The sequence below is a fragment of the Streptomyces sp. NPDC026377 genome, from assembly GCF_055567715.1.
Window position 1 is genome coordinate 1 of sequence record NZ_JBVHPV010000026.1, and the last position, 18647, is coordinate 18647.

25 protein-coding genes and 1 pseudogene are annotated in these 18647 nt (G+C 62.1%); 18 read left to right on the top strand and 8 right to left on the bottom strand.

Features of this window, described 5'->3' with window-relative positions:
- Positions 1 to 178: 178 nt before the first annotated feature.
- The 18 genes and pseudogenes from ACZ4MU_RS32815 (at position 179) to ACZ4MU_RS32900 (ending at position 10615) form a co-directional block, all read left to right on the top strand.
- A complete protein-coding gene (locus tag ACZ4MU_RS32815) occupies positions 179 to 319 on the top strand; it encodes a hypothetical protein (protein ID WP_467883187.1) in 141 nt (46 codons plus the stop codon).
- A 1755-nt stretch (positions 320 to 2074) separates the two neighbouring features.
- Positions 2075 to 2854, top strand: coding sequence for a hypothetical protein (locus ACZ4MU_RS32820; RefSeq protein ID WP_467883188.1), 780 nt, complete (start codon positions 2075 to 2077; stop codon positions 2852 to 2854).
- A 1-nt stretch (position 2855) separates the two neighbouring features.
- Positions 2856 to 3209: a hypothetical protein gene (locus ACZ4MU_RS32825; RefSeq protein WP_467883189.1), complete on the top strand. Its 354-nt coding sequence runs from the start codon at positions 2856 to 2858 to the stop codon at positions 3207 to 3209.
- Between the two features lie 2 nt (positions 3210 to 3211).
- Positions 3212 to 3436 (top strand): hypothetical protein, encoded by a 225-nt coding sequence (locus ACZ4MU_RS32830; protein ID WP_467883190.1) that lies wholly within the window; start codon positions 3212 to 3214, stop codon positions 3434 to 3436.
- A 335-nt stretch (positions 3437 to 3771) separates the two neighbouring features.
- Positions 3772 to 3963, top strand: a complete 192-nt coding sequence (locus tag ACZ4MU_RS32835) for a hypothetical protein (RefSeq protein WP_467883191.1) — start codon at positions 3772 to 3774, stop codon at positions 3961 to 3963.
- Positions 3963 to 4406, top strand: coding sequence for a hypothetical protein (locus ACZ4MU_RS32840; protein ID WP_467883192.1), 444 nt, complete (start codon positions 3963 to 3965; stop codon positions 4404 to 4406). Before ACZ4MU_RS32835 ends, ACZ4MU_RS32840 begins: the two co-directional genes overlap by 1 nt.
- A gap of 5 nt (positions 4407 to 4411) precedes the next feature.
- The gene (locus tag ACZ4MU_RS32845; protein WP_467883193.1) at positions 4412 to 4729 is read left to right on the top strand and encodes a hypothetical protein; all 318 of its coding nucleotides are present in this window, start codon (positions 4412 to 4414) and stop codon (positions 4727 to 4729) included.
- A gap of 237 nt (positions 4730 to 4966) precedes the next feature.
- The gene (locus ACZ4MU_RS32850; protein WP_467883194.1) at positions 4967 to 5500 is read left to right on the top strand and encodes an antirestriction protein ArdA; all 534 of its coding nucleotides are present in this window, start codon (positions 4967 to 4969) and stop codon (positions 5498 to 5500) included.
- Positions 5501 to 5597: 97 nt separating this feature from the next.
- Complete coding sequence (locus ACZ4MU_RS32855; RefSeq protein WP_467883195.1) at positions 5598 to 5900, top strand: hypothetical protein; 303 nt, start codon at positions 5598 to 5600, stop codon at positions 5898 to 5900.
- Entirely contained in the window at positions 5897 to 6148 is a 252-nt protein-coding gene (locus ACZ4MU_RS32860; protein WP_467883196.1) for a hypothetical protein, read from the top strand. The genes ACZ4MU_RS32855 and ACZ4MU_RS32860 overlap by 4 nt, the downstream gene beginning before the upstream one ends.
- Positions 6148 to 6591, top strand: coding sequence for a hypothetical protein (locus tag ACZ4MU_RS32865; RefSeq protein ID WP_467883197.1), 444 nt, complete (start codon positions 6148 to 6150; stop codon positions 6589 to 6591). Before ACZ4MU_RS32860 ends, ACZ4MU_RS32865 begins: the two co-directional genes overlap by 1 nt.
- Positions 6588 to 6797: a hypothetical protein gene (locus ACZ4MU_RS32870; RefSeq protein ID WP_467883198.1), complete on the top strand. Its 210-nt coding sequence runs from the start codon at positions 6588 to 6590 to the stop codon at positions 6795 to 6797. Before ACZ4MU_RS32865 ends, ACZ4MU_RS32870 begins: the two co-directional genes overlap by 4 nt.
- The gene (locus tag ACZ4MU_RS32875; protein WP_467883199.1) at positions 6794 to 6997 is read left to right on the top strand and encodes a hypothetical protein; all 204 of its coding nucleotides are present in this window, start codon (positions 6794 to 6796) and stop codon (positions 6995 to 6997) included. Before ACZ4MU_RS32870 ends, ACZ4MU_RS32875 begins: the two co-directional genes overlap by 4 nt.
- A gap of 72 nt (positions 6998 to 7069) precedes the next feature.
- Positions 7070 to 7351, top strand: a complete 282-nt coding sequence (locus tag ACZ4MU_RS32880) for a hypothetical protein (protein ID WP_467883200.1) — start codon at positions 7070 to 7072, stop codon at positions 7349 to 7351.
- Between the two features lie 113 nt (positions 7352 to 7464).
- Positions 7465 to 7806, top strand: a pseudogene (locus ACZ4MU_RS32885) (histone-like nucleoid-structuring protein Lsr2); the annotation flags it as partial.
- Positions 7807 to 8276: 470 nt separating this feature from the next.
- Positions 8277 to 8465: a hypothetical protein gene (locus tag ACZ4MU_RS32890; RefSeq protein WP_467883201.1), complete on the top strand. Its 189-nt coding sequence runs from the start codon at positions 8277 to 8279 to the stop codon at positions 8463 to 8465.
- A gap of 21 nt (positions 8466 to 8486) precedes the next feature.
- The gene (locus tag ACZ4MU_RS32895) at positions 8487 to 9965 is read left to right on the top strand and encodes a DUF3987 domain-containing protein (RefSeq protein WP_467883202.1); all 1479 of its coding nucleotides are present in this window, start codon (positions 8487 to 8489) and stop codon (positions 9963 to 9965) included.
- A gap of 245 nt (positions 9966 to 10210) precedes the next feature.
- Positions 10211 to 10615, top strand: coding sequence for a hypothetical protein (locus ACZ4MU_RS32900; protein WP_467883203.1), 405 nt, complete (start codon positions 10211 to 10213; stop codon positions 10613 to 10615).
- A gap of 374 nt (positions 10616 to 10989) precedes the next feature.
- Here the strand turns inward: ACZ4MU_RS32900 and ACZ4MU_RS32905 are convergent, their stop codons facing one another.
- From ACZ4MU_RS32905 to ACZ4MU_RS32940, 8 genes are all read right to left on the bottom strand, one after another.
- Positions 10990 to 12300 (bottom strand): LysM peptidoglycan-binding domain-containing protein, encoded by a 1311-nt coding sequence (locus ACZ4MU_RS32905; protein WP_467883204.1) that lies wholly within the window; start codon positions 12298 to 12300, stop codon positions 10990 to 10992.
- A gap of 84 nt (positions 12301 to 12384) precedes the next feature.
- Positions 12385 to 12624 (bottom strand): hypothetical protein, encoded by a 240-nt coding sequence (locus tag ACZ4MU_RS32910; protein WP_467883205.1) that lies wholly within the window; start codon positions 12622 to 12624, stop codon positions 12385 to 12387.
- Between the two features lie 48 nt (positions 12625 to 12672).
- Entirely contained in the window at positions 12673 to 13242 is a 570-nt protein-coding gene (locus ACZ4MU_RS32915) for a hypothetical protein (RefSeq protein ID WP_467883206.1), read from the bottom strand.
- Entirely contained in the window at positions 13232 to 14347 is a 1116-nt protein-coding gene (locus ACZ4MU_RS32920; protein ID WP_467883207.1) for a hypothetical protein, read from the bottom strand. The genes ACZ4MU_RS32915 and ACZ4MU_RS32920 overlap by 11 nt, the downstream gene beginning before the upstream one ends.
- Before the next feature lie 65 nt (positions 14348 to 14412).
- Positions 14413 to 15132: a hypothetical protein gene (locus tag ACZ4MU_RS32925; protein WP_467883208.1), complete on the bottom strand. Its 720-nt coding sequence runs from the start codon at positions 15130 to 15132 to the stop codon at positions 14413 to 14415.
- A gap of 118 nt (positions 15133 to 15250) precedes the next feature.
- Positions 15251 to 16033 carry a hypothetical protein gene (locus tag ACZ4MU_RS32930; protein WP_467883209.1) on the bottom strand — a complete coding sequence of 261 codons (783 nt, stop codon included), beginning with the start codon at positions 16031 to 16033 and terminating at the stop codon, positions 15251 to 15253.
- A 12-nt stretch (positions 16034 to 16045) separates the two neighbouring features.
- Entirely contained in the window at positions 16046 to 17140 is a 1095-nt protein-coding gene (locus ACZ4MU_RS32935; protein WP_467883210.1) for a hypothetical protein, read from the bottom strand.
- A complete protein-coding gene (locus ACZ4MU_RS32940) occupies positions 17141 to 18643 on the bottom strand; it encodes a siphovirus ReqiPepy6 Gp37-like family protein (protein ID WP_467883211.1) in 1503 nt (500 codons plus the stop codon). It abuts the gene before it with no gap.
- Between the last annotated feature and the right edge of the window lie 4 nt (positions 18644 to 18647).

Below are 18647 nucleotides of genomic sequence, written 5' to 3' on the forward strand. Positions count from 1 at the left end.
GCGACCGCCACTGGGAGCAACGTCCGAAACCGTAGCATGAGGTCGTTGACCTGCAAAGACGCCTGCTTCGAGGCATCGGTGTCAGTGCCTTGAGGCAGGGTGATCAGCATGGACAGCATCGAAGAGTTCCTGCGGACCAAAGGGGCCCTTCCTCGCGGGCGGGCCCGTCATCGAAGTCGTGCTGCGGAAGCACGCGGAGGCCAACGAGCGGGGTGACACGGCTGCCACGGTGGTCCTGGAGGACCTTATGGCCGACATCGGGCGACGCCTGGGCGATCTGGGCGACCCGGACTGGAAGCAGGAGTGGGAGCAGCGTTAGTTCGTTCATGAGCAACAAGAGTCGGGGCCCCTTGGAGGGCCCCTTCTTTTGTACCTAGCTCTGTATCACGGTTAGTTCGTTCATTCTTGCCTCAATGCAGACACCGCCGCCCTCTCTGGGGGCGGCCGAAGACACCTGCACCTGGCCTGCGAGGCCAGACCTGGTCAGAGCGTTCGGGGTATATAACCCCCTCACTATTAATGTCGGTGTCACCTGAGTCTCTAGGGGACGAAACACCCTCCAAGAGTGACCCGGATCACCTTCAGAGGGGCGCTGGGACCCCTAAAGGGCTTGAAGGAGGGTCCAGGGGATTAGCAGAGGCCGGCAGGTGCCCACGACCGACGCCGCGGGTCAGTTAGTTCATACCCGTACATGATCGAAGGAAGGCACCCCTGGTGGGTCCTTTGAATGAATGCAGAGGTATTACCCCCGTCTATGTATCACGCATTGTATTAGGGATAGTTCATTCATGATGCGCGCATGCATTGACCTAGGTATCCGTAACGGCATTGCGACTAGCGCTGAATACCTTCCCTGAATGTATGAACTAACTGTATTCCGTGCGTAATGGCGAGTATGCATTGCGTGACGCCATGACATCCCATGCCTTCGCCTTTGCGGGTGGTAGTCGCTCGCTTGAAGTTGGGATGTGACATCAGTCTCATCCGGGACTCATGGTTGGTCGAGTGGAGCGCACTAAAGGTGTGACATGGGGCACAGAAGAGGCTTCAAGGGGCGTAGGAATGCGTGACTAGCGCCACATTCTTTATGTCTCATTGGTCTTGCCTCTCGTGAGCGAGTGTGCATCGTTGCGCCAAACCCTAAGTTGAGATGTGACACATGCAATCCTGATGGGTATTGACTGGGCGTGCGCCTTATGTAATCGCGCGCGCCTCCTTTGAAATAAAGGGTTTGCGTCATGTCGGGATGCTGACTTTGACGTGTCCATGTAGTTGCAAAGCAAGTTGGGATGTGACACCTTTAGGTCATCGCAAGGAACGCCCCACAGGGAAGCGCCCCGAGTACCACTCACTAAGTGAGGATGCGGAAAGGGAGATCAGTAACCGGGGATGCGTACAGCGAACGGAAAGGCCCCTCTGGGGGCCAATCCCAAACCAACCTAGGAACTAGTGCTAGGTCTCTGTGTAAGAGCCCCTACAGGGCTTACAGGGATACCAGCTAGGGACATCACATAGGCCACACAGGGCGAAGCGAATAACCCTGGAGTGAGCGCGTACCGGAGCGGGGTGAATCCTGCGATGAGCGGCGCGTTACGTGAGCTGATAGCGGGACATTGACCGGCCCGAGATGGATAGGTCGACACTCAAGCTAGCGGGGAAGCTACCCCCGCAACCATCTGAGATTGACTCTCACACACCCAATCAACACGACGTGTCCAGCACGCAGCTACTAAGCCATGAGCAACGCAGCTAGGCGTGTCTCTAAGCGTCTGAGAGTGGATGTGTGGGGGTGAGTATCAGATAGGTCTGATACCAGAGAGAAAGGCTCCTCATGGAAGCTGATGCGGTTCGCATCAAGGGGTGGAGAAGATGACGCGTGGAACGTGGCTGCGCTTGGTGAACTCCAATGACCACTGGAGATTATGGCAGTGGCAGGCTTGCGAGCACCACGGGTGAACCATCTAAGTGAGCGGTAGCGCGCTTTACTCATGCCCACAAGTTGGGATGTGACACTGACTTGGGGTGTGGGTATGGCGCTCTAGCAATAGGCGAGAGTGACTGGGAAGGGCACATCATGAGGTTGATCGTTGACGTGAAGTTCAACGACTTCGCGCGAAGGTACGCCGACAGTTCGCGATACGGGCCGGATCTTCACGAGATGGCTGAACTTGCCTTCGACTTTGGTTGGCGCGGGTTCGGAATGGTGGATGACGGCACTGGTGAACCCCTGGCTGAGTGGGATACCCACAACTACTACAACTGCGACTGCTCCGAGATTCCGACAAGGGTCAACTATGAAAGCGCGCTCGCAGCGTTCAAGGCCGCAGGTGTGGACACCCGTAGCCACAACGGGTGGATTGTGTGGGACGCGGCCAGCCGTGCCGGGCACGAGATAGCGAGGAAGATCAGCGCAACGCTGGCCGACTATCCCATCTTGGATGATGAGCGACTGTCTGAACTCGCATGGGACAACGCCGTACGGATGATTGAGGACCTGTACCGGCTCCCCGATGACGTGACAGGTGACGACGTAGTCCGGGAAATGCCGGAAGTCCCGTACTGCTCTAACTGCTCATCCTGTGACGTTGAAGAAGCTATGGCCTCGCTGGGATACAGCCAGTGCATGGACTGTTCCGCCTGGCTAAAGACAGGCGAATATCCGAGCGAGCGCGTCTGTTACGACTGCGCGGAGCATGAGCGAGAAGGCGACTGCGAGTGCATTCCGAACTACGTTCACGGCCTCCGGCACATGGGACTGTATCCGACTGCATCTGATCTGCGAGAGATTCAGCGCGGTTGTGAGACCTGCTACCCGGTTCGGTGGCCGCATGGCGGCGCAAAGCTGGGGATCTGATATGGACCACATGGCACATCACGCGATCCGGGACATCATCGTCAACCACAACACATACCGGTCCGGATACGGGTATTCGGATGATGAAGTGAGCCAGATGATCGCAGCGGTTAGGGCCGTGGACAACCCTGACTCCTCGTACGTGATCACGGTGAATACGCGGGACTCTGAAGGGGTCTTCCACGTGCAGGAATACGGGATGACCTACTGGACCTTTGAGGCAGCCAGGAGGGCCGCGCAGTGGCGCGTCAATCGCTCTCCGTGGGCGCTGTGCGGGAATGTGCGGCTCGTGGCACCTAGCGGCGAGTCGTTCAAAGTCGGGACGGTTTGGCCGTCCGAGGAAGAGAGGAACTGACCATGGGGAAGCAGACGAATAGGGGCGGGGTCCAGCATGCGGGGGCGATGCCGGATGGCGGTATCGGCTGCCGAAAGCTGGGCTGCATGAATGTGGCAACACGCTGGATCGATATGGAGCGGTACGGCGACCGCCGTTGGCTCTCCACGTCCTATTGCGACGACCACGGGGATTGGGAGCTGAAGGACCCCCACCACACGATGCGGGTACGTCGAATCGAGCGCTGAGCGGCTTTAGGCAGGTTCACAAGTTGGGATGTGAGCCTGTCTATGGACTCTCAGGACCGAAGAGAGTGAAAACGAAGGGCGAAAGTGATGACGACACGGCACATGACAGACCTTGACCTGACTGGCTTCCCGGTAGGGAAGCGCGTTCGGGTACAGCTCCCTGCCTGCCCCTACACCCGGCGCGAGGCCGGTACCTACCGAGGTTCCATCGAATACATCAAGGGCGACCACGTAGGAATTTGGGTGCCCTCCAAGGGGCATGGCGAGGCCGATGGGTTCCTTACCGGCGCCGCTCGAATCGACCACAACGGCGTGTGGATTGAGGGCCGCTGAACATGAAGACCTATGAGATCTCGGTTTACCAGACGGCTACCTACCGATTTGAGATCCAGGCGGAGAACGAGGAGGAGGCCAGGGATGAAGCTTACGACTTCTGGCAGGTCATCGACCTTGAGGAAGAACACAAGTACCTGAGCAGCGTCGAAGACTCATTGGTGGATGACGTAACTCTGAAGGATGGCAAGTGATGGCAGGCGCTGATTACGGCAAGGTCGTCGGTCCGGAGCCGGTCAACGAATCGGTTGCTTCCAAGGTGCTCCGGGACGCCATCGAGCGGATCAAGTGGCACGAGTGCCAATGGCGCTTCAAGGGCGAAGGCCCGGACCACCAAGAGCTACTGCGGGCACTGCTGGTGGAGTTCCAGGACCAGACTCAGGCCGGCCGTGGGGGTGACCGGCCTTACACGGTCGTCATGGACTGGGAAGGGGACTGGTGCGAGCCCAAGGCCGACGATGTACGTCACTTTGGCCAAGACGAACCAGTGACCTTTTATGTCTGGGCCCCGAATGCTTCAGACGCTAGCGACGTAGCACGGGACAAGGCAGAAGCCGTCTTCAAGGACGCGGCCGATTATCTCAGGCACATTGCCATTCTTCACGGGCACGCGCCCCTCGTTCAGAACGGAGAGTAACCACAATGACGACGGCTCAAGAGATTGCCCGAGTTTCCCCGTCAGGCATAGTGATGCCGGGAGAAACCACAGCGGTATTGACCGGAAGCGTCTACGAACCGGTCTACGTGTGGACCCGTGAGGACGTCTCCAACGCGGTGAATAACGGCGTTGACCTGGTTCTCGATGAACTCGGGAGCGAGCGGGATACAGATCTGATGAACATGGTCGTGAATGCGGTCATGACCCTTCTGGAGAACCCGCACTACACCTTGGATGAAGTGATTGAGGAGTGCTACGACGAAGACCCTGAAGAGGTCCGGTCGTGGTGGTCGGGATGGTAAGCCGAGCAACTCTCCGCATCGGCATGTGGGTTGAGTACAGGACTCGCTATGTACGCCGCTGGTCACGCGGAAAGGTCATCGGGGTCGTCTACGGCGAACCCAAGATGAAGCGCGACAACATCACACACCTAGTCATTCAGGACTGGTACTCGGCTGACAGGGGGCAGCAGCCGCACGAGATCACAGGCCCCGACATCATCCCGATTGCCGACGCTCGAAAGCCCCGGAGCTAACCCCATGCAGATCTATGCCGCGTGCCTCTCGTCCTACAACAACGGCATCCTCCATGGCGAATGGATAGATGCCACGCAGGACCCGGACTCAATCCACCATGAGATTCAGCTCATGCTGGAAGCCTCCCCGATGCCTGACGCGGAAGAGTTCGCGATCCACGATTACGACGACTTCGGCGGTATCCGTCTCGGAGAGCACGAGTCGATTGATGATCTCCACTTGATCGCGCTCGCGCTCGACGACTTCCCGGCTGCGGTGGTCAGTCACTTCCACGGAGAGGTTCCTATCGAGGATCTTTACGAGACCTGTCAGGACCGGTTCATCGGAACTGTCACTGAAGAGCTGAATTCGGAAGAGGGTGCGTACGCAGCGTTCATCCAGCAGCAGGAAGAAGAATACTTCGATGACCTGCCGGAAAAGTACCGAAGCCACATGCTGGCTATCGCCGTCAGCGAGGCTCAAGACCGGCTGCTCAATGGTGAGGTCGCGCTCTACGCGGGTCAGGGGACGTGGCACTTCCTTCACGCGGCCTGCTAACGCCTAGCGGTTGAACATCAGGGGCTCAAGTTGGGATGTGAGCCCCTGGTGTCGAGCTTCTAGGAACCACCTGGGCCCGACTGAAAGGACATGCGAGATGACACACCAAGGCTTGATCCCCTTCAGGCTTGATGACGGATCACGAGAAAGCCTCTACAGCGCGGTTGCAGCCGCACGCCGGAACGCTTCCACACAGGACGCGATCGACGGCCTCTGGTGGGCGTGGAAGGCCCTGGAAGCCGCAGATGCCGAGGGGGGATTCGTTCTCACCGGCCCCGAACTGTATTGGGTCGGCAAGGCGAGCCGGGTCGAGTACTGGCGGGACGCCGAGACGATGCAGGAAGTGATGGCCCAGATACAGCAGCAGTTCAACGAGTGGAGCATGGGGGCCAGCAAGTGAGCCGCATGAAGGACTACATGGAGCTTGAGGACTCTGTATTGGACGCGGCGGAGACCGCCGCCTACCACGACACCGTGAAGACCCGGATGCGGGCGATCTCGCACCTGTTCGACGCGATCGGGGAGCACGTCAGCCGATCACGCTTCCATGACAAGCCGACCGTGGCGGCCGTCCTCGTACGTCGAGCTGCGGAGCGGTACGTCGAAACCAGGCACGAGGTCAACGCGTATGTCGGGGCGGTGGCGTGATGTTCGAGCCGAAGATGTGCGACACCTGTTGCACGCCGCTCGCCCCGTTCATGTCGTTCGCGACAGGCGTCGTCACCTACGACCACCCGGCCTGGGTCGGCAAGGAGTGGGGCCACGATCCCGTGCCGGTACCTCCGGACCCTGGCCGGCTCCGGGGGGTCTGTGACTTCTGCTCCGCGGACCACCCCTCGACCGCCTTCGAGACGGTCAAGGCGATCGTCATGCAGGACGGTCCCTTCACCCGCGTGTTCGCGGAGCCCTGGTCCGCGTGCGAGCGATGCGCTGTGCACATCCGGAACCGCTCGCCGCATCTTCTGATCGACCGGGCGGTCCTGGTGCTGCCTGGCACCCTCAACCGCCCGGAGCGGAAGGCGCGTCGCAAGGAGATCAAGACAGTGCACATGGCGTTCTTCCAGGCCCAGCCCAAGGAGGTGGGGTTGTGAACGCCACCTACGCGAAGGGCGCTTACGTCTTCATCAAGCGGGGCGACGGGTCAGTACTGGCGGCCGGACGCGTCCAACGGCGCCGCCCGGATGGCCGCTACAAGGTGCGCAAGGCCGGATCGAACCAGGTGGTCACCGTGCCCTCTGGCCGCCTGGAGCAGCACCCGCAGAACGAATGGGGACAGGGAGCAGGGGGACAGCAGTGAACGAGGAGATCACGCGGTGGCGTGTCGAGTTTCAACTGAAGGGCGAGGAGCGGGCAGTCACCCGCCCCTGCATCTTGGAAGGCGGTCGGAACCCGTTTGAAGACTTCCCCCGGATGATCGCGGTTGCCTACATGGGCACGGAAAGCCGGGCGGACGAGGTGCAGATCATCGCCATGCGAAGGCAGCACTCAGCCGGTTAACCGTTTGAGTTTCGTTAGTGAGGGCCGGGATGAGTCCCGGCCTTTGTTGTATCCACGGAAGGAACACTGAAGGTGTTTGACCAGTTCTGGAAGATGATCGACATGCAGCTCAAGGAGTTGCGGACCGCCAAGAGCGCGGATGACGTGATCCGAATCCTCGGCCCGAGCGAATCCGGATGTGGTGACGCGTTCTTCGCCGGGTCCGGTGGCGACGAGACCGTCTGTGACTCCCTGCTCGCGGCCGGTTGGTCCTTCCTGTGGGTAGAGGCGGACTACTACTACGCCATGAAGGCGCCGGACGGGTCGGTGATCACCTACGTAGAGGGTGACATCTACCGAGGGAACCACCGCTGAGCGCAGATGCCCTCACCAGCCCGTAGGGCTTTGGTTAGGCCCCGACTTCGGTCGGGGCCTTTTCCATGGCCGATCGGTCGCACCAACCCACCCACTACGAAGGGCAATTAATCATGGCTACCAAGGTTCTCGTTGTTCACGTTGACGACCTCGACGGTACGGAGAGCGCCGAGCCCGGCGTCATCCAGACGATCACGTTCGGCCTCGACGGGGCCACGTACGAGATCGACCTGACCGGAGATAACGAGGCACAGCTTCGCTCGATCCTGGCCCCCTATCTGGCGGCGGGCAGGAAGCCCCAGGGCGAGGCCGGCCGACCTGCCCCGCGGGCCTCGGCCAGGACCAAGAACACCCTGGACACCCAGGCCGTACGAGCCTGGGCCAGGGAGCACGGATTCGAGGTCAACGACCGGGGCCGCATCCCGGCCGCCATCCAGGAGGCGTACCGCTCGGCCGCCGAAGCCGAGCCTCCGGCCGTCACTGCTGCCCCGCCTGCCTCAACTTTGCAGTCTGACGCAATCGAGAGTGAAGAAGAGGCAGCCAAGCACTACCAGCCGCTTCCGGTGCCCCAGGGTCGCGAGAAGAACTGGCACAAGCGCGAGGGGTACGGCTGTGAGCGCACCGCGCGCATCGAGGACATGACCCTTCTGGAGCGGGTCAACGCACTCCAGGACAGCAACCTCAAGATCCTCGGGCAGCTCGTTGGCGACCTCCCGCGAGGCAAGGGCGGGAAGGTGACGGGCTTCGCGGTGTCCGCCAAGCGGCTCCTGAACTTCGAGTTCATCGATGAGAGCGGCGAAATCACTCCGTTCGGTCGCTACGCCTACCAGGTGCACAAGCAGAAGTAGCCAGGCGCGAGGCGCTTTAGTCGGGGGCCGGTGATCCGGCCCCTTGGCTATGGCCTCTCGGAATGGAGGAGAAGGAAATGGCGCGACGAGTTATCGAAGAGATCGTCTGCGACGGATGCCGCGCAAAGGGCAAGGAGCGCAAGGGAGTTACCACTCTGGCCGTGGGCTCGGATAGCTACGACCTGTGCCAAGAGCACGCCGACCGCTTCGCCGCGTACTTCGCGGACCTGTTCACCCCCGCCACTGCTGCCGCCCTCGCGGCCTAGCCTGAAGGAAGGACAACCACCATGAGCACCGAGCAGTTCGAGCAGTTCCGCAAGATGGAGTACGGCCCCCTGGGGAAGGCTGTGGCAGCGGCCATGCCGCACAGCGAGGCGGACCCGATCGGCGTGTACGCAGCCACCCTGTCCCTGTGGTCCTCGGCTGTGGCTGGCAAGGTTTTCCAGCCCAGCGGTCGGCCGACTGTCTTCTGGTCCGCCCTGGTAGGGGTGACGAGGGCCGGGCGCAAGGGGTTCGCCTTGAAGACTGCGCGGGCCATTCTGGAGCCGTCCATCGGCGGCTTCTTGGCCACGCGAATGCGCAAGGGCATCAGTAGCGGCCCGGCGCTGGTGACTGCCCTGTTCGAGGTCGAGCAGGAGTCCCTGACCTCGGAGGGCGGCCGGGACGGTCGCGTCATGATCGCGGAAGGGGAGTGGGCGTCGATCCTCAAGCGTGCCAACCGGGATGCGACGTACCACGATCAGCTCATCAACGCGTGGGATGGTGAGGCCGTGGTGAACACGACCAAGGGCAAGGGTGGCAAGAGGGAGGAACAGCGGGTCGACGTGCCTCTCCTCGGCTATCACGTACACATTCAGCCGGGCCGGTGGGCGCCCCTCGTCAAGCCGGAGTTCGCGTTGGGTGGTGCGTTCAACCGCATCCCGCACTTCCTGGTGAAGCAGTCTCAAAGCCTCCCCGACGACATCAAGAAGCCGCTGGACGCGGTGAAGGAGACCCCGGCCCTCACTCGCGCTTACCGGTGGGCGCGGGAGAAGGTCCGGGAGATGGAGTTGTCTCCGGAGGCGGCAAAGCTGCATGGCGCGTACCGCCGTGAGTTCGATGACCGCATTGCGTCGATGCCCGAAGATGCCGCGTGCTTCATCGTGCGTGGCGACGAGAACCTTCTTCGGATCGCCTGTCTCCTGGTGGCCGCGGAACGGAAGACGGTGATCTCCGTGAAGGCGTGGAAGGCCGCCCACGCGATGATCGAGTACTCGATGAACTGCACTGAACAGCTCATCAACGAGGCCCGACAGGGCTCGGGGCGACAAATGAAGACGGTCGAGCAGATCGTCAGGGAAGCGCTGCACCGCTACGGCGGCGAGGCCACCCGTACTCTGATCCTCCGCTCACTCGGTACCCGAGGCAACGCCGACGCGCTCAACGCGGCCGTCGAGAAGATGCCCGACGTGGTGATGGAGACAGGACAGGGCTCCGCCAAGGGCGGGCCCAAGCCCGTGATCCTGCGCTTTGTCGATGCCAAGCGGGAGGGCGAGGACGAGCACCAGGAGCAGCCCGAGGAGCGCCCGAAGCTCGCCGTCGTCCCCGCACAGACGGAGCGGCCGGCACCCCGCAAGCGGGCGGCCAGCACCGGCCCCAAGCAGCCCGCCGCGAAGAAGGCCCCCGCCAAAAAGACGGTCAGGAAGAAGAGTGGGGGGACGTTGAAGACGGCCTCCACCGGTCAGACTGCGGGCGCACCCAAGAACCCGATGGCTGACCTACTGTGAGCCCGAGCCAGATGCCGCAGAGGCGGCCCAACCGCGTGGTGCAGGGTCGGTACGCAGACCTGGCCCGTCGTTGGTCGGCGGGACACTGGATCTACATGGACAAGGCGGAGCTGGGCGAGACGGAACCCGTCGAGTAGCCCCAGCTCCTACGTGAGGGCCCCTCCTTCGGAGGGGCCCTTTCGTTGTCTCACGGACGGGCCTGCACCGGGTGACGGTACTTTCGCATATGTCGATAGATTGACCATATGCACATAAGAAAGACCGTCCTCGTTGTCACCTTGGCCTTCGGGCTGACGACCGCCCTCTCCGCCTGCGGCAGCACTGGCAACGACGACAAGGCGAGCGAACCGACCGACCCCGCGCCGTCCCTCGTGGCTCAGGCCGTGAAGGACAACGGCGGCTGGATCAGCGAGGGCAAGGTTCGGAGCCTGTCCGCCAAGAAGATGTGCTCCGCCTCCAAGGACGAGGCCACCGCAGTGGCAGAGGTCAGCGCCGACCTGATCACCATCAGCGTCCTAGCCGTCGACAACGGCGTGACCAACGCCAGGGCCGACAAGGCCGCGGAGGACGCCTACCGGGCCGTCTACAAGAAGCACTGCCCGAGCAAGCTCCCGATCCTGGACAAGGCCGTCAAGCAGTACGAGGAGTAGCAGATGCACGAAAGGCCGGGGCCCCACATGGGGCCCCGGCTCTTTTTTTGTACCCATTTTGTACCAACCATTGTGCTGCGGTTAGTTCATTCATTCATGGGCGTTCTCTCATCTACTCTCCCAAGGTCCCACCCTTCGAAGCGTGTTCCATCTCCAGGAGCGCGAGACGGAGGTGGGCCGCGGCTGCGGCCTCGTCAGGGGAGGGCTCGGAGAGGGCGGTACCGGTCTTCTGGTCCTCGACCCGCTGTGCGACCTCAGCACCACCCAAGAGGGCCAAGGAGAATGGGATCAGGGCTTCCCAGGGGATGTCTGGGAACTGTGCGACCAGCCAGGGAGTGAGCGCGGCCAGGGCGCCGAGTAGGCGCACGATGTGCTTACGGAGCATAGGTGACCTCCGGGGTCGGGATGACGAGCTGGGGGACGACGGGAACCTGCGTCGGCTTCGAGACCTCGGGCTGGACCGGCACGACAGGCTTCACCGGCACGGGCTTGCTGACCTGGTCTGGCTTCTGCTCCTGGACCGGCTTCCGGTCGGGCTTCGGGGTCAGCTTGTCGAGCTTTCCGGAGACCTCATCGAGCTTCCCCTTGACCTCTCGCAGCTCCTTTTCGATGCGGGCCAGACGGTCATCCTGGGAGGGCTTCTGAACCACAGGCGCAACAGGCTTCGAGGGACGGGACTGCTCACGGGGCTCCTGCTCCTTCGGGACGGTCGGCGTTGGGGTGGCCGCATGCTTGCCGCCGCGGACCTTCACCTTCTGGCCGACGAAGATCAGGTGGGGATTGGCGGCCAGGCCCGGATTCCAGCTCACGAGCTGGCTCAGGCCCACCCCGAATCGGTTGGCGATAGAGGAGAGCGAGTCCCCCGAGGCGACCGTGTACGTCCCCCCGCTCGTCGGGGGCGTCGTCGGCTTAGGCTTCGGCTTCTCGGTCGGAGGCTTCGGCTTCTCCGGCTTGGCCGGAGGCTTGGGCTTGGCAGGGACGTTGATCTCCTGCCCCGGTTGGACCACGTCCGGGTTCTTGATTCCGGGATTGGCGGCCAGGAGCGCGGCCAGGGAGACGCCGAGCAGGGCCGCGATACCGCCGAGGGTCTGCCCCTTCTTGACCTTGTACTTGCGCGTGCTCGTCGAGCCGCCCGAGCTGCCGGTCGATCCGGATGCCTTCGCCGCGTAGGCGTAGCCGGCCTGGCCCTTCTTGGAGGGGTCCGCGGTGACGATCCCTTCAGCGAAGTTCGGCAGGCCGTAACCGTGCACGTAGGAGTCTCGGCGGCGGCGCTGCCTTCGCATCACGCCGTTGCCGTTGGCGTCGTTGGTGAGGCTCGTGTTGCCTTCAACCGTGTAGATCCAAGTCTCGTCGTAGCCGACACAGAGACCGGTGTGCGTGCTGCCGCTCGCTCCGTAGATCACCTGCGCTCCGATGGCGGGGTACTCGCTCCACCTCGACCGCTGCTTGAACCACTGCATCGCGGTCCACACGCTTGCGGTGCGCGGGTAGAGACTGGCGACCCCAGCCTTCATGGCGACCCACGAGACCCAAGTGGCGCACCACGGCTGGAAGTTGGACCACTCCAGGCCGGGAACCTGCGGGCTGTACTTCTGGTGGCCGGACGGGCGCTCGCCCGGAGCGCGCTCGGCGCGGTAGCCCACCTCACCATTCGCGACGGCCAGAACCTTGGAAACTTGACTCATGTTGCCCCCTTTCGGGCATGACAAAGGGGCCGCCCGCTTGGACGGCCCCTGCGTGAACTAACCGCTAACGGTTAGTTAGTTCATTCACTGGCGGCGGAGCAGTAGCAGCCGCTCGGGATCGATAGTGGTGAGAATCTGAACGAGACGCTTGTTCTCCTCCTCGATCCGCTGAAGTCGGTCCTTGATCTCGGTCAAGTCGTCCTGGAGTCGGTCACCGCGCGCCTTCTGCGCTTCGGCCTCCGCCTTCCATACCTCGGCTGTCTTGGCTTCCTTCGCTGCCCGTACAACCACAAAGCCACCGACGATGGTGGCCACAATGCCCACGAGCCCGAAGATATCGAGTATCAGAGTTGTGTTACTCATAGGCGGCCCTCACAACTGCCCGGCGTCTGGGTAGAGGAGAACCGCAGACAGATACGAAAGTGACGTGGCAGGGTTGCCGGTATCGGCCTTTCGCCAAGCTCCACCGACACCTTGAACGGAGGCCCAGATGCTGTAACCCTGCTTGAGGAACATAAGCCCCGAAGTCGAAGTGCTGTGGTACCCCTTGTTGATTTTCGAACCCACCATGCCCTTGATGTAGTTCACGTAACCGCTCTGCCCGTCAACGCCGTTGTACGCCCAACCTGCGATGAGACCCAGGCCGGCCGTGCTGTACCCGGTCATGGTGGAAGGCGTGTGCATGGTGGCGGTACAGGCAACCCAATAGACACCCTCGACGGGGACAACGAATTCCTTCATGCCTTTGTTGGTGAAGCCGCCGCTTGTGTCCAAGGTGTCCCACTTGAGTACCGTCGAATCGGACACGTCGGTGATCGTGGATATACCGGCAGCCCGCATGTAGGGCGGGTCCACCAAGGTCTTGTAGTTGGCGGTCACGCTATTCAGTTCGGCGGCGCCAACCTTTTGGCGGGGCTCCCACTTCGGGTAGTTAAGTGCCATAGGTCCCCCGTCCCAGGTGAGTGAATGCCATAGTCCACCAGCGGCCGTCGGAGCGTCCGGACTCCCACCTGCTAGTGGAGGTGTATCCGAAGAATCGGATGTTCACCTTGTCGCCCTTGGAGAAGCGCGCGACATCGCTGATGAGCAGCCCAGATTCGTGAGCCTTTCGAGCATTACCGCTCTGCAACAGAATGTACGGCTGGTCGTTGAGGTTCCTGTAAATGCCGACCTGGAAAGCGAACTGAGAGTTCTCCGCGGGCGGCGTCATCATCTTGGCGTTACCGATCACAGACACCAGGTAGATACCGTCATACGGAATCGTGAATCCCGTGTTGGAGCCCCATCCGGGGCCGATGCTGATTTTGTCGAACTGATCGTTGGCGTACATGTACTGCCATGAGATCGCGTTCTTGTCGCTCGGGTTGCCCTGCATGTTGAAGGTGGTGTTGCGACAGGTGATCCGGGGCGGATTCCACTTCGCCTTGAGCTGGCCGACGGTCTGTTCGTTCATCGTCTGCGCGGAGACGTACTGGTCGTCCGCCCACCGGGCCAGAGCCGCGGCCGGCCCTGGTGAGCGTTCGAGCCAGCCCGCAGTGTTCGGGGAGACCATGAAGGCGTAGAAGCCGGTGTCCACGTCGCCGTCAGCCACGCACCAATCTCCGGTCGCTCCACTGTCGAGGTAGACGGTCGGCTGAATCCTCTGGCCCATGGTGAAGAACTCTGTGACGCTCACCTGAACCGTCTGATACCAGCCCGAGCGAACATACTGCTGAGTGACTGCGGCGATATTGCCGTTAGCCCCGTTGCCCGAGATGTTGATGTAAGCATTGATGTTGTCGCCAATGCTGCGGGCGCTCTTGCCCCACACGCTAGCCTGGAAATGAACGTGGTAGATCCCGTCCTCGGGGATGACGAAGCTCTTGTAATTCGAGCTGGTGAAACCGAAAAGGCGTGCCCGGTCGGCATCGAACTGAACCTCCAGGGTTGAGCCAGGAGTCAGACGCTGCCCAGGTCGGCCGCCCGCCATATTCGCGGTCACGCCACGGCACGAGAGATAAGGCATCTTCGCGAAATACTTCTGTGGCCCTGTCACCCGCTCCTCCATGAGGGCCGGTGTGGGGATCTCTCGTACTGACCAATCAGTCAGCGTTGGCTTAGCCATAGGTCACCTCACTGAAGATAGGTCGTGGTTCCGAGAACAGAGGCAGTACGGTCACCAAGAATCCAGACCGGCTTACCGTCGTCCGCACCAGGAATCTTGATCGTGATGACCGCGGCTGCGGGAACGGTCGTGTCGAAGAGAACCTTGCCGAAGGCTTCGGAGCCTGATCCGGGGGTGTCGCCGGCATGGAAGAGGATCTGGTGTTCCCCGAATGCTCCGTCGATCTTCTTACGGGAGATCACGCCTTCAGGGAACTTGATGTTAGTGAGATTCTTGGCCTCGGTCACCACGACGAAAAGCGAAGTGTTACCCGCAGGGGAGTTCAAGGGAACCTCGTAAGCGTCCTTGTATTCCTTGATCTCGTGGAAGGGAGTGATTGGTATGTGCAAGGCATCCGCGCTTCGGTACACGTAGTTCGCTACCGTGGAGTCACCACCCCCAGGAACTTTCCACCTGACGGCATTTCCGTTGCGAAGCCCCCACTCGCCGTCGTACCTCCACATGACGCAAGAGACCCACGAGCCCGAAGCAAGCTGTTTGGCGGCCGTCAAATTCCCGGCAGGGTTCAGGAGTTCCGGCATGGCGCTGCGGGCCGCACAGATGGAAACGACGAAGTCCCCGAGCCGGGTGTCAGCTGGCAGCTTGTACGTGCGGTATTCCTCGGCGAGGGCTCCGCCATTACCGGTTGCGTAGGTCGGGTACATCACCGGGTCGGGGTACTTAGTCATCCATTCCGCGCCGTCCCAGACCCGAAATCGGGGCTTAGCGGTCCACTGCTGCCCATCCCACATCTTCTTCGGCAGCTCAGTCCATCGCGTGCCATTCCATAGGACGACCTTGTTGTAACTAGCTGCCATACTGAACCCAAATGTCGCCAGGCTTAAGGGCCACGCCCTGAGAGGCGGGATCGACGGTCCCGGAGAACACTCGGGCCGTCCCGATGTTTCCAGCGAGGACGGAACCCGAAACGGTCACGTCTCCGCCGACGGTCACGCTGCCCGCGGCCTCGATGTCGCCGCTCTTGAACATGCGGAGGTTGGTAGACCCGCCGTCGCTCACGCTCACGACCGGCGTGGCAGCGGAGAGGGGATCACCAGTGATGGCCAGAGCAGTGGTGTCTGCGAAGGGCCGCAGGTTGAGGGCACCGGACGACTTGAGCTGCGTGCCTGCGCCTCCGTCACGGCTCATGCGGATCACGTCGTTGGTGCCTGCTGGAGCGTCCACAGCAAGCAGGACCTCGGTCGAGGTCTGCATGTCGGAACGGCCCCGCTTGGCCACGTAGTCCTTCACGGCCTCGGCGGTGTACGCCTTGGCGCCGTGGGGGTCGGGCTCCGCGAGATGGGCCGCCAGGCGCGGCCCGATGTCGTTCGGTGTCAGCATGACCCGGCCGCTGTTGAAGTCCACCCACAGCTGCTCGACCCCATCCGGGCCCTGGAAGGCCGGGATCATGCCTCGCTCGTCGGTGAGGAGGCCGTCCCGCAACGGGTTGCCGGACGCATCGAGGAGATCGGTCACCACGTCGGGTGACTCCTCCGAGGCGTAGACCCGACCCTTCAGGTTCGGGAGCCGGCCACCGGATTCATTCTCGGCCGCGTCCGCGGCCGTGCCGCCGAAGAAGTTGCGCGCCATCGTGCCTCCCGATTACTTGAGCCCCTGCGTCTCGTAGACGCCAGAGAAGAGGATGTAAGACTTGCGAGGGAAGACACGGAGGTAATCGAAGCCCTCGTGCAGGTACTTCGGGTTCTGGTGAAGCATCCGCACGTAATCGCCCTTGTGGCCGCCCCAGGTGTAGCCCCTGAGATCAACGAAGTTGGGCATTCCGGCGTCGTAGCCGCCGTTCACCATGAGCCCAGAGAAGACCTGGCCGGTGGTGCCGTTCAGCTTGGCGTCTTCTGGCAGCGTGAACGACATGCAGTTGTCCTTCGTGTCATTCCAGTAGTCGTTGTTGGTCGGGTTGTTGATGTCGATCGAGTACCAGACGAGGTTCGGGGCGATGCGGCGGTACCGGCCGCGCGCGACCAGTCCCGGAGGGTTCGTCACGCGGGTGTAGAGAATCCGCGGTGTGTAGGTCTTGGTCGCCCCGAGGTCTCGGGTGATGGTGAAGCCGTCAGCACCGTTGAAAGCCTCGTACTGGCCCCCAGGAGACAGGCATCGGAGGAAGGTCCCCTCGGGCTGGTGGTAGGCCACCGACTGAGCGGGCGCCACCGAAGCCACGTCGTCCGGGGCCGCGTAGGGGTGGACCGCATCCGGCACGGGCCGACCGGAGTTCTTGGGGACCGTGATGACGTACAGCGGGAGTTCCCACATGCCGCCCGGCTGCCTGGCAGGGCGTGGGACCTGCGGGTTGGAGGTCTCGACCCCACGGGAGACCCCCAACTTGGCGTACCCCTTGGCGAGATCAGCCCGGATCACAAGCAGGTCCTTGCGGTCGTACCGGGCGTTCAGGTTGGTGTCGACCCGGACGCTCGTGGGTGCGTCGAGCTTGTAGTAGAAGCCGCCGACGTAGGCTTCGCCCTTGCCGACCGTGATGGTGTTTACGTCGGTCACGCGGGCGTGGAAAGGCATGGTCTCAGTGACCATGTTGCCCTTGGTGATCACGTGGTTGATTCGGTCGCCGGACCACATGGTTGCCATGTTCTGCCAGTCGTTCTGAGTAACCGCAGTTCGGCCACCGCCGTCTTCCGGCTTGGAGGAGATGTCGGTGTCCTTCTCGAACGGGTAACTGATCTCAGCCATTTACATCCTCGATTCCAGCTTCCGCAGTTTCTCCCGCATTTCGAAGACCTGCTTGTACAAGTTCAATGGCTCGCCAGTTCCCTGGTCGCCAACCTTCGGAGTGACCGTGTTGACTCGGCCCCCGTCTTCTACGGTGATAGTTACTTCCTTCACGGCATCCGTGATCGTCTGACCGTCGGCCGTGACGCTCACGACATCACCCACGTAGTAGTCACGTCCGAACTGGCACTGGGGAGTGTCAATCGGATGGACCTGGAAGTGACCGTTCTTCTCGCCCTCCTTGAGGGCGGTCTTCGCGGCGTCCTGGACGGCCTTCAGGTAGTGCTCGACGGCGATCGGCTTGGCTTCTACGATCGCCCTCTTCACCTCGGACTGGGCCGTAACCAGTGAGACCTTCGCGCTCGCGAGACGGCTGCTAGCGGCCTTCTTCTCGTCATCCGTCTTAGCGTCCGCCACGGCCTTCTCCGCGGCCGACACCTCGAACTCGGCGGCGGTCAGCAGAACCTTCTTCTTGACGATGTCGAACGACCACTCCCCGCCCTGGGGGTTGAGGCCGATGTCCTCGAAGCCGGTGGAGGAGTCGGTCTTGGTGACCAGCTCGGGGTTGCCTTTGACGGTCTTCAGGGGGATGTCGCGGCGGTCTATGAACTGCTCGACAATCACGCCCCATTGCTTCTCGCCGGCCTCGTCGATGGCCTGGTAGATGTAGCGGTCCTTGCCCTCGCCCTGGCAGGCCACGATGGCTCGGGTGACGGTCGGGGCTTTGAGCTGCCACGTGTACTGCTTGATGTTGCCCAGCTCAGGCGCGAATCGGATCAGCTTCCCGAGGTCCCGGCAGGCGTAGACCTTCAGCTCAATCTTCTGCGTTGAGGGGTTGTAGAGGAGCCGGTAACCGAACTGCTTCTCCTTGAGCCATTCCGTGATCTTGGTGCCCAAGTTGTCGTACCGGAGGGTGTCACTGATCTCGGGCCCGATGGCCGGGTTGGGGCCTACGGCGACGCCCGGCATCCTCCGGTCGGGCAAGGCCCGCGCCCCGAAGGCCAGATCGCATTCGACCCAGAGGGCCTGACCGACGGGGCCGCCGACGGGCCTGCGGTCGATGCCTTCCCACTGGTTCGAGATCGGCCTGACCTTCATGGCGTCCGTGCCCTCACCCGTCACGCTGGGGAAAGCGAGGAAGTTGAACGGGAGCTGGTTGTCGCACTTCCCGCCCACGTAGACCGAGCCCTCGCCCGTGTGCTGCTCGACCGTCCAGTACTTCTCGAAAGCATCTATGGGGCCGCTGAAAATTGGGGAGGGGACGCCATCCTGATAGATGACGATCCCTCGGCCTTCCTTTAGAAGACGCTCGTGGGGGGTGCCTACCTTCACAAGCAACTGCCAAGCTCCGGGCGCGTTGAACCGCACCGTGAAGTCGAGCTTGATCCAGGTATCGATCTCGCCCAGGATGGGCATGGTGCCGTCCTGTCCGGGGCGGTCCCGGACAAAAACCCTGTAACCCATGGCG

Coding starts and splice junctions, on each gene's coding strand:
- ACZ4MU_RS32820 (WP_467883188.1), top strand. CDS start 2,075: ATGAGGTTGATCGTTGACGTGAAGTTCAACGACTTCGCGCGAAGGTAC.
- ACZ4MU_RS32825 (WP_467883189.1), top strand. CDS start 2,856: ATGGACCACATGGCACATCACGCGATCCGGGACATCATCGTCAACCAC.
- ACZ4MU_RS32830 (WP_467883190.1), top strand. CDS start 3,212: ATGGGGAAGCAGACGAATAGGGGCGGGGTCCAGCATGCGGGGGCGATG.
- ACZ4MU_RS32835 (WP_467883191.1), top strand. CDS start 3,772: ATGAAGACCTATGAGATCTCGGTTTACCAGACGGCTACCTACCGATTT.
- ACZ4MU_RS32840 (WP_467883192.1), top strand. CDS start 3,963: ATGGCAGGCGCTGATTACGGCAAGGTCGTCGGTCCGGAGCCGGTCAAC.
- ACZ4MU_RS32845 (WP_467883193.1), top strand. CDS start 4,412: ATGACGACGGCTCAAGAGATTGCCCGAGTTTCCCCGTCAGGCATAGTG.
- ACZ4MU_RS32850 (WP_467883194.1), top strand. CDS start 4,967: ATGCAGATCTATGCCGCGTGCCTCTCGTCCTACAACAACGGCATCCTC.
- ACZ4MU_RS32855 (WP_467883195.1), top strand. CDS start 5,598: ATGACACACCAAGGCTTGATCCCCTTCAGGCTTGATGACGGATCACGA.
- ACZ4MU_RS32865 (WP_467883197.1), top strand. CDS start 6,148: ATGTTCGAGCCGAAGATGTGCGACACCTGTTGCACGCCGCTCGCCCCG.
- ACZ4MU_RS32890 (WP_467883201.1), top strand. CDS start 8,277: ATGGCGCGACGAGTTATCGAAGAGATCGTCTGCGACGGATGCCGCGCA.
- ACZ4MU_RS32895 (WP_467883202.1), top strand. CDS start 8,487: ATGAGCACCGAGCAGTTCGAGCAGTTCCGCAAGATGGAGTACGGCCCC.
- ACZ4MU_RS32900 (WP_467883203.1), top strand. CDS start 10,211: ATGCACATAAGAAAGACCGTCCTCGTTGTCACCTTGGCCTTCGGGCTG.
- ACZ4MU_RS32905 (WP_467883204.1), bottom strand. CDS start 12,300: ATGAGTCAAGTTTCCAAGGTTCTGGCCGTCGCGAATGGTGAGGTGGGC.
- ACZ4MU_RS32915 (WP_467883206.1), bottom strand. CDS start 13,242: ATGGCACTTAACTACCCGAAGTGGGAGCCCCGCCAAAAGGTTGGCGCC.
- ACZ4MU_RS32920 (WP_467883207.1), bottom strand. CDS start 14,347: ATGGAGGAGCGGGTGACAGGGCCACAGAAGTATTTCGCGAAGATGCCT.
- ACZ4MU_RS32925 (WP_467883208.1), bottom strand. CDS start 15,132: ATGACTAAGTACCCCGACCCGGTGATGTACCCGACCTACGCAACCGGT.
- ACZ4MU_RS32930 (WP_467883209.1), bottom strand. CDS start 16,033: ATGGCGCGCAACTTCTTCGGCGGCACGGCCGCGGACGCGGCCGAGAAT.
- ACZ4MU_RS32935 (WP_467883210.1), bottom strand. CDS start 17,140: ATGGCTGAGATCAGTTACCCGTTCGAGAAGGACACCGACATCTCCTCC.
- ACZ4MU_RS32940 (WP_467883211.1), bottom strand. CDS start 18,643: ATGGGTTACAGGGTTTTTGTCCGGGACCGCCCCGGACAGGACGGCACC.